Genomic DNA, 15,026 nt, shown 5'->3' with positions numbered 1-15,026 from the left:
GCAGGTAACTCGGCCATGGCGCGCCGCATCGGCCCGAACCTCTTCAGTGGTCGGTGAGGAACCGCAGCAATCCGTGCTTGCGCAGCAGGTACATCGACGCCTTATTGACCCATTTCTGCCGGTTGCCGCCGCGGACGTCGATTTCGTGGTGAACGACCTTGATGCTCGGGTCGAACTGTCGCCCGACGCCGCGTTGTTCCAGGCGAATCGCGAGATCCTGGGCTTCGTGCGCGCGAAGTACCGGGTCGTAGCCGCCCAACGACCGGAACAAGCTGGAATTGACCAGCATATTTCCTTCGTGCACCCAGTAAACCGGGGTCGGCGCCGGCGGCTCTAGCATGTTGGGCCAGTCTTTGACGATTGGCGCGGCCACCCGCCGGACCGATCGGGCAAGTCGAGGATTCTTCTTCCGCAAGGTGTCGATCAACAGCTGTACGACCGCCGTGGAATTGCCCCACAACGAGAACACGGCACCGTAATTGTCCAGTTCCTGGCTGCCGTCCAGTCGGTTGACCAAGCCGCCGACCAATCCGACACCCCGGTCGGCGTAGCGCCCCATCACCTCCCGCGCGACGGCAGGAGTGTCCGCGGTCTCGAGATCCATGTCGGCGTCGATGAAGTGGATGATCACGTCGTCTGGGACATGGTCGATGATCTGGTTGCGGTTGGCTGCGGGCCCGCCGTTTTCACGACCCCGTACCAAGGTGACGTCGCCGCCGAAGTCCGCGACTACGTCGCGGGTGTCGTCGGTCGAGCAATCGTCGAGCACGAACACGCCATCGTAGGATTGCGCCAAAACTTGTGGCAGCAACCGGCGAAGATTGTCGGCCATGTTGTAGTTCGGGATGGCGACAACAACCGGGGACTGTTTGGACATGGTTCTCGCGATCTAGTGCTGCCGGGGGCGGGATGGATGTGCTCGGGGCATTATGCGACGGCCCAAGGTATACCAATAAGGCATCGACGACCGGGCATGGTTCGCGTCGTCAGTCATGGACGTTCACCGGCGATCCCGTGTTCGGTTGCCGCACCGTCTCTTCCAACAGATCGGCCGCCTTCGCCACGGCATCCGCCGGGTCGGCCATCTGACCAGAGATCTTGCTGGCACGCGCCGCATACTGCGGCGCCAGGATCGACCGGATCTCATTGAGCAGCGATTTGCGGTTGATCCGCGAAAGACGGCGGGTGGAACCGACTTTCAGGCGTTGTACCGCGGCCCCCCAGATGGGTTGGTCGGCCACGTCCCACAGCACCAAAGTGGGCATCCCGGCGCGCAGACCCGCGGCGGTGGTGCCGGCCCCGCCGTGGTGGACCACTGCCCGGCACGTGGGCAGGATGGCCGAATAGTCGATCAGGCCAACCAGTTTCACGTGGTCTGGCACCACGTGCGCACCGCCGTTCGGGGGAGAGTAGATCAACGCCCGCTCGCCCAACTCGGCGCAGACATCGGCGATCATGGCGACCGTCTCGCTCGGGGATTGCACCGGCGTACTGCCGAAACCGAAGTAGATGGGCGGTGTTCCGGCCGCAATCCATGCCTCCAACTCGTCGTTGGGTTCGGTGTGCAACTGCATCGACAGCGCACCGACGAACGGCCGCCGGCCATCCCACTCTTCGACGAGTCCGGGGAACAACGCCGGGTCGTAGGCCTGGATTTCCGGCGCGCCGCTATTCACTATCCTGTCGAGTGCCGGCGTCGACGCCGGCGGCAGGCCCAGTTCCCGACGCTGGGTGCGGTCGGCGTCCTTGGTGGCGTAGGAATACGCCCGCCAGGACGTTCTGGCGACGGTACGGGCCACCGCGGGTGGCATCGGTACCGACGGCAACCCGACTTGTCCGTTGACGTGCATGGGGAAGTGGTGCAGCGCGGCGATCGGAACGTTGTGGTACTCGGCAACATTGGCAACCACACCGTGGTAGGTCTGGCCCGTCATCAACAGGTCGGCGCCGTCGGCCAATTCGGCCAGCGTCCTGCCCATCTCGGCCCAGCCTTCGACGAACAACTCCCGCCCGGCGTGCACCAGATTGAGCGGATTCTGCGCCTTGGTGAGGTTGCGCACGAAGGCCGCGACCTGGTTGATCTGTATGCCGGAATCCGGTCCGTACGCCACGGCGGCCAGCCCGCCACCTTCGACGAAACCAATCAGGTTGGGCGGCACCGCCATACAGACGTCGTGTCCGCGACGGAGCAACTCCATACCAACCGCGGCACACGGTTCGACGTCACCTCGGGTGCCGTGCGTCGCAAGCACAAATCTCATCGACGTCAGGCGGAGGTCAGCTCGTCGTACAGCAGGTCTGCCAGGCTGCGCACCGTCGTGTTGATGTTGGTGGCGGTGATGCGGATCCCCGTTTCCGACTCGATCCGGGTGCGCAATTCCTGGCTGCTGAGCGAATCCAGGCCGTACTCGGTCAGCATCCGGTCGACATCGATGGTCCGACGCAGAATCAACCCGATCTGCTCGGAAACCATGCGACGGATCCGGGCCGGCCACTCCTCCTGGGGAAGTCTGTCCAGTTCGGTCAGGAACTTGCTGTTGCCGGCATGTTTGACCGTCGACCGGAACGCTTCCGCGAACGGACTGTGCTGGGCGAATGCGTTCAGCCAGGGCGCACCCATGATCGGGGCGTAGCCGGTGTAGGCGCGGTTGTGCCGCAGCAGAGCCTCGAACGCGTACGCACCCTCCTCGGGCTGGATGGCGTCACCGGCCGCTTCGGCGAAGGACGTCGCACGACCGATTTCACCCCAGGGCCCCCAGGCGATCGACGTGGCGGGCAGGCCCTGAGCCCGCCGCCAGTGGGTGAACGCGTCCAGCCAGCTGTTGGCCGCCGCATAAGCCCCCTGGCCGGGTGAACCCACCAGGGCAGCCGCCGAGGAGAACAGGCAGAACCAGTCCAGCGGCTGCTCGGTTTCCCGGCCCTGCACAGCCTCGTGCAGATTCCACGCACCGTGCACCTTGGGCGCCCAGTCGCGCCGGATCAGTTCCTCGGTGATGTTGGGCAACGTGGCGTCCTCGACCACTGCGGCCGCATGCAGCACCCCGCGCAACGGCAGACCGGTCGCAGTGGCGGTGGCCACCAGCCTCTCCGCGGTGCCCGCCTCGGCGATGTCGCCGCACTCCACTACCACGTCGGAGCCGATCGCGCGGACCAACTCGATTGTCTCCAAAGCCTTTTGGGTGGGCTGGGAGCGGGAGCTCAGTACGATGCGGCCGGCGCCGGCGCTAGCCATCTTCTCGGCCAGGAACAAACCGAGGCCGCCGAGACCGCCGGTGATGATGTAGGAGCCGTCGCCCCGGAACGCCGGGGCCTGATCGGGTGGCATCACCACGCTACTGCGCCCGACATGGGGAACATCGAGGATCAACTTGCCCGTGTGTTCGGCGGCCCCCATCACCCGGATCGCGGTGGCCGCGTCCGCCATCGGGTAGTGGGTGACTTCCGGCGTCGGCAGCGCGCCGGTAGAAATCTGCTGGTACACCGTGTTCAACAGGTCGTGGACCTGATCCGGGTGGCTGTCGGCCATCAGCGCCAGGTCGACGCCGTAGAACGCCAGGTTCTGCCGGAACGGGAACAGTTCCAGCCGCGTATTGGAGTAGATGTCGCGCTTGCCGATCTCGACGAACCGTCCACCCAGGGCCAGCAATTTGATCCCGGCCTGCTGGGCGGCACCGGTCAGGGAGTTGAGCACGATGTCCACGCCGTAGCCGTCGGTGTCTCGGCGGATCTGCTCAGCGAAGGCGGTGCTGCGGGAGTCATAGACATGCTCGATTCCCATGCCGTGCAACATGTCCCGCCGCTCAGGGCTGCCGGCCGTGGCGAAGATGTGGGCACCGGCGGCGCGCGCGATCGCGATGGCCGCCTGGCCCACCCCGCCGGTCGCGGAGTGAATCAGTACCTTGTCTCCGGCGCGTATCCGCGCCAGTTCCTGCAGGCCGTACCAGGCGGTGGCGTAGGCGGTGGTGGCAGCGGCCGCCTGGGCATCGGTCAGGCCGTCGGGCACGGTGGCGGCAAGGCGCGCGTCGCAGGTGAGGAACGTGGCCCAGCAGCCGTTGTTGGACAGACCCGCGACGTGATCACCGACCTGGTGGTGGGTGACGCCGGATCCGACCGCGGTCACCACGCCGCTGAAGTCCAGACCGAGTTCGGGCTGTTGCCCGTCGAAGGTCTGGTAGCGGCCGAAGGTGGCCAGCACGTCGGCGAAGTTGATGCTGGACGCACTGACCGCGACCTCGATCTCGCCCGGGCCAGGAGGGACCCGGTCGAATGCGGTGAACTCCAAAGTCTCCAGGTCACCGGGGGTGCGGATCTGCAGCCGCATGCCGGCTTCGTCGTGGGCGACGATGGTGGTTTGACGTTCCTTGGGCTGCAGCGGGGTGGGCAGCATCCGGGCGGTGTACCAGCCGTCGTTGCGCCACGCCGACTCGTCTTCGTCGGTGGCCAACAACAGCTGCCGGGCGACGCGCTCGACCGCAGTCTGCTCGTCGATGTCGATGTAACTGACCTTGAGTTGCGGATTTTCCGAGCTGATCACCCGCAGCAAGCCGCGCAGACCGCCCTGCTCGAGGTTGGCGCAGTCCTCGGCCAACACCGTCTGAGCGCAACGCGTCAGGGCGTACAGCCGCGGCGGCGAGCCCAGCAGTTCGGGGAGTTCACGGGCGATGCGCACCACGTGCTCGACGTATTGCCGACCACGGTCACCGGCCTGCCGGTCCGCGTGCTGCTGCGGTGCGGTGAGCAGCACCACCCCGTGGAAAGCACCGGCTTCCAGTTGGCTGCGCAGTTCCTGGGCGTGCGCGCCGTGATCGGCGGCGAACGGCCAGGACAGCGTGGTGGCCTGAGCGTCATGCATCTTCAGCGCGTCGGTAAGAGCCGTCGCCGTCATGTCGGCCGCCTCGGAGGTGCTGATCAACAGCCAGCTGCCGGGCTCGGTGACCGTCTGGTCGGGCAGTTCGCTCGGTTGCCACTCGATCGTCAGCAGCCGCTCGCTGAGCACCCGCTCGCGCTCGCTGTCCGGCGAAGCGCCGGTGCCCAGCTGCAGACCACGCACCGCGATCAGCACGGTGCCGTGCTCATCGACGATGTCCAGGTCCGCCTCCACCCCGGCGGTACCGCAGGCCGTCACCGTCGCGTAGCAGTACCGGGCGTGCCGGGCCGGCCCGTAGGCCCGCAACCGCCGAATCCTCAACGGCAACAACAACCCACCGGAGGCCGCGCCGTCATGGCTGCCGACGCTGGGGTGGGCCGCCACCGCCTGGAAGCACGCGTCCAGCAACGCCGGATGTACCAATCCGTAGGTGCTCTGCTGGGGCCGTAGCGGGCCGGGCAGCGCGACTTCGGCGAGCACCGTGTTGCCGGCGCTTTCGGGGATGTGGGCACCGCCGAGGCCGGCGAAGGCCGCACCGAGCCGATGGCCGCGCTTGTCCATCCATTTCCGGATTTCCTCGCCGTCCACCGGCCGTAAGTGCTTCGCCAACAACGCATTCAGATCGTGCACCTGGGGTTCGTCCGCGGGGTCGGCGGCACGCAGGATGGCGGTCGCCTGCCGCTGGTAACGCCCCTCCCGGTTGTTCTCCACGGTGAAGCCGACGATGTCGGGCGCCTCGAAGGTTGCCGTGATGCCGATCGGCGTCACATCGTCAAGAAACAGCGAGTGCTCGAATTGCAGGTCGCAAACTTCGGCCGCGTCGCCCAGCACGGTGCGGGCCGCGACCAGTGCCATCTCGCAGTACGCGGCTCCCGGTAACGCGGCCGCGCTGCGGATCTGGTGGTCGGCCAGCCACGGCACCGCCTCGGTACCCACTTCGCCCTGCCAGACGTGGCGCTCGGGCTCTTCGGGCAGCCGCACGTGCACACCCATCAGCGGATGCGCGGGAACCAGGGCACTGCGGCGCGCGACCGAATCCAGACCGCTGGTCGCCAGGAACAGCGAACGCTGACTCCAGCTAGGCAGCGGAGCATCCAGCAGTTGCCCGTCGGGGTACAGCACCGCGAAGTCCACTGCGGCGCCGGCGGAGTAGAGGTCACCCACCAGCCCCCGTAATCCGTGCGGCAGCGGCTGCTCGCGGCGCATACCGGCCAGGGCAGCGGCTGTCTTGTCCAGTCCACGTGCGGTCTGGTCGACCGCGTTCGTCAGCAGCGGATGCGGGGACAGCTCGGTGAAGACCCGGAAATCGTCCTCCAGCGCCGCCTGCACCGCCGCGGCAAAGCGCACCGTGTGGCGCAGGTTGTCCGCCCAGTAACCGGCGTCGCAGTACGGCTCCTCGCGGGGGTCGAACGACGTCGCCGAGTAGTACGGCACGTCGGGTTGCAGCGGCTCGATGTCGGCCAACACCTCGTAGAGCTCGTCGAGGATGGGGTCGACCTGCGGGGAGTGCGACGCCACGTCCACCGCTACCTCGCGAGCCAGCACGTCGCGTTCTTCCCAGGCCGCGACCAGGTCACGCACCGTCTGGGTATCGCCGCCGATCACGGTGGACTGCGGCGAGGCGACCACCGCCACCACGACGTCGCTGACGCCGCGCGCCACCAACTGCGTGATCACTTCCTCGGCGGGAAGTTCGACCGACGCCATGGCGCCCGCTCCGGAGATGCGGGTCATCAGCTTGGAACGCCGGCAGATCACCTTCACACCGTCTTCCAGCGACAACGCGCCGGCTACGACGGACGCGGCAGACTCACCCAGCGAGTGGCCGATAACAGCGCCGGGGTTGGCGCCGTAGGCCTTCATGGCCGCGGCCAGCGCCACCTGCATAGCGAAGATCGTGGGCTGAACACGGTCGATACCGGTCACCTTCTCGGCCGCAGTCATCGCCTCGGTGACCGAGAAGCCGGATTCGGCCGCGATCAGCGGCTCGATTTCGGCAACCTTGGCCGCGAACACCGGTTCGGTGGCCAGCAAATCCTTGCCCATCTCGGCCCACTGCGAGCCCTGCCCAGAGAACACCCAGACGGGTCCCCTGTCGTCCTGCCCGGTCGCTTGCGGGTAGGGCACCTCGCCGGCGGCGATCGCACGCAGTTCCTCGGTCAGCTGCTCGCGACTGTCGGCAAGGACGGTAGTGCGTGCTGCTCTGGGGGAGCGCCGGCGAGCCAGCGTGTAGGCGAGGTCGGAAATCTCGAGGTCTTCCTGCGCGTCGATCCAATCGGCGAGGCGGGCCACGGTGTGGCGCAGGCCGTCCTCGGACGAAGCCGACAACGGGAAGATCAGTGCGCCCGCTAGCGGGGCGGCGGCTTCTGGATCGACGGTTTTGGACGCCGGCTGTGCCGGCGCCTGCTCCAGCACCGCATGCACGTTGGTGCCGGAGAACCCGTAGGACGACACCGCCGCACGGCGCGGGCCCTGGTCAATAGGCCACGGTGTATTGTCCTGCGGCACAAAAAGATTGGTCTCGATTTCGGCGAACTTCTCCGGCATGGCGGTGAAGTGCAGGTTCTGCGGGATCATCCCGTGCTGCAGGGCCAGGACCACCTTCATCATGCCCAGCGCGCCGGCGGCCGACTGCGTGTGGCCGAAGTTCGTCTTGACCGACGCCAGCGCGCACGGCCTGTTAGTGCCGTAGACCTCGGCCAGGCTGGCGTACTCGATCGGGTCACCGATCGGGGTGCCGGTGCCATGGGCTTCGACCATGCCGACCGTGCTCGGATCGACGCCGCCCGCGGCCAGCGCCGTCCGGTAGGCGTTGACCTGGGCGGGCCGCGACGGCGTCACGATGTTGACGGTGCGACCGTCCTGATTGGCGGCGGTGCCGCGCACCACCGCCAGGATCCGGTCGCCGTCGCGCTGCGCATCCTCGAGGCGCTTGAGCAGGATCATCACTGAACCCTCGCCGGAGACGAAGCCGTCGGCATTGACGTCGAATGCGTGGCAGTGCCCGGTGGGCGACAACATTCCGATGGCCGAACCCGAAGCGGCCTTTCGCGGTTCGAGGGTCACCGAAGCGCCGCCGGCCAGCGCCAGGTCGCTTTCGCCGTTGTGCAGGCTCTGGCAGGCCAAATGGATGGCAGACAACCCCGACGAGCATGCGGTGTCGACCGTCATCGCCGGACCGCTCAGTCCCATGGCGTAGGAGATCCGGCCGGACCCCATTGCGAAACTGTTACCCATGTACCCGTACGGGCCGCTCAAGGTGTCCGCGTCGGCGTGCATGAACAGGTAGTCGTCGTGCATCAGGCCGACGAACACGCCGGTCTGCACCTTGGCCAGGGCTTCGCGGGTCAGACCACCGTGCTCCATGGCCTCCCACGCGGTTTGCAGCAGCAGGCGGTGTTGCGGATCCATCTCCGTCGCCTCGCGCTCGGTGATCCCGAAGAATTCGGGGTCGAAGTCGGCGACGTCCTCGAGGAACGCGCCCCACTTACACACCGTTCGGCCCGGTACACCCGGTTCGGGGTCGTAAAACTCCTCGACGTCCCAGCGGTGGGCGGGCACTTCGGTGACGAAGTCGTCGCCGCGCAGCAATGCCTCCCACAACATCTCGGGGGAGTCGATGCCCCCCGGCAGTCGGCACGCCATACCGATGACGGCAACTGGAGTCACGCCAGACCTGTCCACGGTCGTTCACCTCTCCCTACCCGTGTGTCCTACCCGTTTGGACTTCGTCCGTGGCTCCGAGCCCGCATGAAGCATCCGGCAAGCAGTGCCAGCTGTCTCGATCCGGGCCAGAATTCCAGCGGCGCAGCGCGCCTGCTACGACCCCCACGGCAAAGCTCACCTGCAGTTCTTGCCTGTTCTGCAGCGTATCCGCTCAGCCTGATCGATGTGGAAAAATCGGTGCGGTCGTACAAAAAAATTGGTACGCGGTGACGCTGATTTCCGAAGCTGAACGCCGCTCATTCGGACCGGTACCCAGCGCGAATCGAGCGAATTCTGCGAAACCGCCACGCGCGGTGTGGTCACCGACGTATGCTCGCGTCTCAGTGCCCATGGCGCCGAGTCGTCCTCGGCGAGCCGGGTGTGATATTGCCGACAGCAGTTTGCTGCTGGCTTGGTCTATTTGTCGTTTCGCAATTAATTCTGAGCACTTGGCGTTGCTGCTGATGCCCTGTACCGCCTGCTTTCAGTATTGCGCCCCCGCCTTTCGATTGGACGGGGGCGCAATACTGGAAGTGCAGATTCTATTGTGCTACCTGAACTGCGGCGTTTGCGTACTGGCCCTCGGCGGCACGCGCGAACACCGACTTCAGTACCTCCAGGTAACGGGTCACCGACTCGCGGGCAACCGGGTTATTCGGGAAGTTCACCATGACCGAAACCTCGTCGAAAAGGCGAATTACCGAGAAGTAGAGGTAGGCCGGGTTCCTGCCGTCGTTGTAGGCCGTTGCATTTGCACCCTTCAGTGCGGTTGCGACCACCGCGGAAAGCGGCGGCAAACCGGCGTCCATGTAATTCGTCATGAAGAACTGAGACGAATTGCGCTTCAGCCACGGCGCCAATTCCAGAACGCGCTCGTAAGGCACATTCGCCATATCGATGTTGTCATCGAACGACGCCTGCGTGGAGCGAGCGGTTTCCTCGAAAGAATTCGGGTCGATTTCCACGGTGTAAGGCACCGCGCCGGTGAACCAACCCATCGAGAGGTATTCCTCCGGCGACGTCCGCTTGTCGACCGGAGTCATGCCGAAGTACCTGTCCTGGCCGGTCAGTTCGTGGTGCGCCAACGCGACGCAACCGAACAGGCCGCCGCTGAACCGAGCCTGCGCGGCCATGCACCTGGCTTCGAACTTCGCTGTTTGCTCAGGGGTCAGCAGTTTCTCGATCAGGATGTCGCCACCGCAGGTCAGCGTCTGCTCACCCAGCGGCAACGGGAATTCCGGCAGGCCACCACCGTTGTTCTCGGCAAAGTCGATCCATTTGCGGACATCGGGGGAGTCCAGGGTGCAGTCGGCCGACGTCTTCGCCTCACGGATGCAGAAGTTGTCGTGGCTGCCCGGCTCCGGCATGACCAGCGGCGGCTTGCCCTCGAGCAGCGCGCGGTAGTTGGTCAGGATCTCCACATACAGCGAGGAAACGACCGCGGGGTCGCAGTGCAGGTGGTCGACAATGGCGAAGAGCGAGCAGTGATTCTCGTGCTGAATCAGACCGAACCGGAAGCAGTCCCATTCCAGGGGAGCCGGCGTCGAAACAACGAGGTTCCGCCATTCCGGCTGCGTCAATTGACCGTGCTGAACCGGCGCGAGCTGAATGTCGCGAGGATTCTGGATTTTGTGCCGGACAATGTCCTTCGGCCCGTTGTATTCGAACCAGCTCCGGTACGTTTCATGCCGGCGCACGTGGGCATTGATGACGTGCGTCATAGTGCGAATATCGCACTTACCGGGAATTTCCCAAGAACCCATTACCAGACGTGAATAGTCGAGCCCACGCTCGCCGAATTCCACATATCCGCGCAAGTGGCCGGCCTGCATGGAACTCGGGGGCACGTCAACAACCGGTGCTTGCTTGGCTCTCGCGCGCGATGCCGGTGTCGGCTGCCACGTCACGACCGTGCCCGGTCCTGGCTCCCAGTCGTAGACAATTCCTACGCCGAGAGTGACGTCTGCTGATCCCCCGCCTATGATCACGCTTCCTCCTCGTATCTGCCAGCTGCCAAGCAGCGGCGCTTGGTCTTTTTTACCTCATTAGGGTGTTGCTGCGTCGCCTTTTGATGTCAATTCGTCGTAAAGGTGATCAGCTAGACCGCGGACGGTCGTGATGTCGGTCGTTGTAACCCGAATCTTGACCTCGGACTCGATGTGCGTGCGCAGTTCCAGGTTCCCCAGCGAGTCCAGACCGAACTCGGAGAGCGGCCGGTCGACGTCCACCGCGCGACGCAGGATCAGACCAACCTGCTCGGAGATCATGCGACGCAGCCGTGCGGGCCATTCCTCGCGGTCCAGCTCAGCGAGCTCGGCAAGGAACCTGCTGTTGCCCGACCGGCCCTTGCCGGCGGACTTGAATGCCTCCGCGAACGGACTGCGCTGGGCAAAGGCGGCCAGCCAGGCTGAACCGGTGACCGGCGCATAACCGGTGTAGGCCCGGTTGTGCCGCAGTAGCGCCTCGAAAGCGTAGGCGCCGTCTTCCGGGTCGATCGAGTCGCCGGAGGTTTCGGCGTATGTGGTGCCGCGGCCGATCTCGCCCCAAGCGCCCCAGGCGATCGAACTGGCCGGCAGGCCCTGGGATCGCCGCCACAAGGCGAAGGCATCCAGCCAGCTGTTGGCCGCGGCATACGCGCCCTGACCGGGTGAGCCGGCCAGCGCCGCGGCCGAAGAGAAGGAGCAGAACCAGTCCAACGGCTGCTCGGCTTCCACCTTCTGCAGCGCCTGATGCAGATTCCAGGCGCCGTGCACCTTCGGCTTCCAGTCCCGCTCGACGAGTTCGTCGGTGATGTTGAGCAGCGTGGCGTCCTCGACCAGGGCTGCGCCGTGCAGTACACCGCGCAACCCCAGGCCAGTGGCGGTCGCGGCGGCGACCAGTCTCTCCGCGGTGCCCGCCTCGGCGATGTCGCCGCATTCCACCACCACATCGGATCCGAGGGCGCGGATCATCTCGATGGTTTCAAGCGCTTGCTGGCTGGGCTGCGAGCGCGAGCTGAGCACGATGCGCCCCGCGCCGGCGTTCGCCATCTTCTCGGCCAGGAACAATCCGAGACCGCCCAGGCCGCCGGTAATGACGTAGGCGCCGTCGGTACGGAAGGCGCGGGCCTGCTCTGGCGGCAGGACCACGCTGCTGCGACCGGAGCGCGGGACGTCGAGGATGAGCTTGCCGGTGTGTTCGGCAGCGCCCATCACGCGGACCGCGGTGGCGGCCTCGGCCAGCGGGTAGTGGGTGGCCTCGGGCAGCGGCAGCACGCCGTCGGCCGTCTGCTGATACACCGTGTTCAACAGGCCGCGGACCTGGGCGGGGTGCGTCCGCGACATCAACGCCAGGTCGACGCCGTAGAACGCCAGGTTCTGCCGGAACGGGAAGAGGCCTACCTTGGTGTCTCCGTAGATGTCGAGCTTGCCGATCTCGACGAACCGTCCGCCCATCGCCAGCAGCCTGATCCCGGCCAACTGCGCGGCCCCGGTGACGGAGTTGAGCACGATGTCCACGCCGTAGCCGTCGGTGTCGCGACGGATCTGCTCGGCGAACGCGGTGCTGCGGGAGTCGTAGACATGCTCGATCCCCATGTCGCGCAAAACTTGCCGACGCTTCTCGCTACCCGCCGTGGCGTAGATCTCGGCCCCGGCGGCGCGCGCGATCGCGATCGCCGCCTGTCCCACCCCTCCCGTTCCGGAATGGATGAGCACCTTGTCATCGGCTTTGATCCGGGCCAAATCCGACAAGCCGTACCACGCGGTGGCCGAAGCGGTGGTCACCGCGGCGGCCTGTGCGTCGGTCAGCCCCTCGGGCAGCGTGGTGGCCAGACGTGCGTCACACGTGACGAAATTCGACCAGCACCCCTGCGGGGACAATCCACCCACGTGATCGCCGACCTTGTGGTCTGTGACCTCTGGTCCCACGGCGGTCACCACTCCGGCGAAATCCAGTCCGAGCGGCGGTTGCTTGCCGTCGAAAGTGGGGCAACGCCCATAGGCGGCCAGCACGTCGGCGAAGTTGATACTCGAGGCGCTGACGGCCACCTCGATCTCGTTCGGACCCGGGGACTCCCGGTCGAACGCCGTGAGCTCCATCGTTTGCAGGTCACCGGGCGTGCGGACCTGCAGCCGCATGCCCTGCTCCCGATGCTCGACGACGGTGGTGTGGCGTTCCTCCGGCCGCAGCGGAGCCGGGTACAAGCGCGCGGTGTACCAGCGATCATCGCGCCAAGCGGTCTCGTCCTCGTCGCTGGCCAGCAGCAGCTGACGTGCCACCTGCTCGGCCTCGTGCTCAGCAGGCTCGTTTGCAAGGTCTATGTAGCTGACCTTCAGGTGCGGGTGCTCGGCGGCGATCACCCGCAGCAGGCCACGAAGGCCGCCTTGTTCCAGGTTGGGGCTGTCCCCGGCCAGCACGGTCTGGGCATTGCGCGTCAGCACGTAGAGCCGGGGCGACTGGCCGACCAGTTCGGGCAGCTCGCGGGCGATGCGAACGGCAAGCTTGACGTATTCGGCGCCGCGGTCAACCGACTCTTCGTCTGTCCCGGTCTGACGTTCGGTCAGCATGACCAGACCCGAGAAGGCACCGGTCTCGAACTGTTCGCGCAGCCGTTGCGCCTCCGCCTCGTGGTCACCGTGCAGCGGCCAGGACATGGTGGTGCTCTGGGCGTCGTGCATCTTCAGCGCGTCGGTCAACTGGGTCGCCGTCATATCGGCGCCTTCGGAGGTGCTGATCAGCAGCCAGTTGCCCGGTTCGGTCACCGTCTTCTCGGGCAGCTCGCGCTCCTGCCATTCGATGGCCAGCAACCGTTCGCTCAGCACCCGGTCTCGCTCGCTGCTCGGCGAGGATCCGGTGCCCATCTGCAGGCCGTGCACGGCCAACAGCACGGTGCCGTGCTCGTCGAGGATGTCGATGTCGGCGTCCACCCCTGAGCCGGCGGGGGTCACCGTCGTGAGGCAATACCGGGCATTGCGGGCCGGCCCGTAGGAGCGAATCCTGTTGACGCCCAAGGGGAGTAGCAGACCGCCGTTACCGGCGTCGCGCAGACTGGGATGCGCGGCCACTGACTGGAAGCAAGCGTCGAGCAGCGCCGGATGGATCCCGTAGCCCCCTTGCTGGGATCGGATGGAGACAGGCAGCCCCACCTCGGCCAGCACGCTGTCGTCTGTCTCGGCGGTATATGCGGTGGCCAGACCGCAGAACGCGGGACCGAACTGGATGCCGCGCACGTCGGCCTCGCCCCGCAGGTCGTCCCCGTCCACGGCGTTGGTGTGGCTGGCCAGCAAGGTTTCGATGTCCCGGGCGTCCGGAACACAGTCTTCGTCTTCCTCGACGGCGTGCAGGGTGGCCGACGCGCGTCGGGTACGTTCCCCCGCCTGCGTCGTCTCGACCACGAACGGCACCATGCCGGGGGCTTCGACCGTCGCGGTGGCCCCGACCGGGGTTTGTTCGTCGAGGAGCAGCAATTGCTCGAATTTGACGTCGCGGACTTCGCACGCGTCACCGAGCACCGTGCGGGCCGCGGTCAATGCCATTTCGCAGTAGGCGGCACCGGGCAGCGCGGTCGCCCCATGGATCTGGTGGTCATCCAGCCACGGAAGTGCCTCAGTGCCGATATCGCTCTGCCAGACGTGGCGCTCGGGCTCCTCGGGCAGCCGCACGTGCGAACCCAACAAGGGATGCACGGCGATGGCGTGAGTGTGCGCAAGACGGTCGGTGCTTTCCAACAACATCAAGCGGCGGTGTGCCCAGGCCGGCAGGGTGGCGTCGACCAGCCTGCCGGTGGGGTTGAGGACCGAGAAGTCCACCGCGGCGCCCGCGGCGTACAGGTCGCCGACCAGCCTGCGTAACCCGTGGGGCAGTGGTTGCTCGCGGCGCATCGCGGCCAGCGCGGCGGCTGACATGTCCAGGCTGCTGGCGGTTTGGTCCACTGCGTGGGTGAGCAGCGGGTGCGGGGACAGCTCGTTGAAGACCCGGAACCCGTCCTCGAGGGCGGCCTGCACGGCCGCCGCGAAACGCACCGTGTGCCGCAGGTTATCGGCCCAGTAGTAGGCGTCGCAGTACGGCTCCTCGCGCGGGTCGAAAGACGTCGCCGAGTAGTAGGGCACCTCGGGTTCGAGGGCGGTGATGTCGGCCAGTGCTTCGGTCAGGTCGTCCAGGATCGGGTCGACCTGCGGGGAGTGGGACGCCACGTCGACGGCCACCTCGCGAGCCATCACGTCGCGCTCTTCCCAGGCCGCGACCAACTCGCGCACCGTCTGGGTGGCACCACCGATCACCGTGGATTGTGGGGAGGCCACGACCGCGACCACCGCGTCGTTGATGCCGCGGGCCATCAGCTCCGAAAGTACTTGCTGGGCAGGCAATTCCACCGACGCCATGGCTCCGGCGCCCGAGATGCGGGTCATCAGCTTGGAGCGGCGGCAGATGACTTTCGCGCCGTCTTCCAGCGACAGCGCCCCGGCGACCACCG

At 66.4% G+C, this 15,026-nt stretch carries 5 protein-coding genes; all 5 read right to left on the bottom strand.

Features of this window, described 5'->3' with window-relative positions; translation table 11 throughout:
* Nucleotides 1–43: 43 nt before the first annotated feature.
* Complete coding sequence (locus A5636_RS02935; protein ID WP_065157215.1) at nucleotides 44–877, bottom strand: glycosyltransferase family 2 protein; 834 nt, start codon at nucleotides 875–877, stop codon at nucleotides 44–46.
* Nucleotides 878–986: 109 nt separating this feature from the next.
* Complete coding sequence (locus A5636_RS02930; RefSeq protein WP_065157214.1) at nucleotides 987–2,261, bottom strand: glycosyltransferase; 1,275 nt, start codon at nucleotides 2,259–2,261, stop codon at nucleotides 987–989.
* 5 nt (nucleotides 2,262–2,266) lie between these two features.
* On the bottom strand, nucleotides 2,267–8,551 hold the full coding sequence (pks2, locus tag A5636_RS02925) for a sulfolipid-1 biosynthesis phthioceranic/hydroxyphthioceranic acid synthase (RefSeq protein ID WP_081287565.1): 6,285 nt from the start codon (nucleotides 8,549–8,551) through the stop codon (nucleotides 2,267–2,269).
* Nucleotides 8,552–9,114: 563 nt separating this feature from the next.
* Complete coding sequence (locus A5636_RS02920; RefSeq protein ID WP_081287564.1) at nucleotides 9,115–10,560, bottom strand: condensation domain-containing protein; 1,446 nt, start codon at nucleotides 10,558–10,560, stop codon at nucleotides 9,115–9,117.
* 57 nt (nucleotides 10,561–10,617) lie between these two features.
* Nucleotides 10,618–15,026: sulfolipid-1 biosynthesis phthioceranic/hydroxyphthioceranic acid synthase (pks2, locus tag A5636_RS02915; protein ID WP_065157211.1), on the bottom strand; the 4,409-nt coding region annotated here is incomplete at its 5' end.

It is taken from the genome of Mycobacterium asiaticum (assembly GCF_001673315.1).
Lineage (GTDB): Bacteria > Actinomycetota > Actinomycetes > Mycobacteriales > Mycobacteriaceae > Mycobacterium > Mycobacterium asiaticum_B.
Note: the sequence above shows the minus strand (reverse complement) of the source record. Positions and strands in the feature narration are given on the sequence as shown.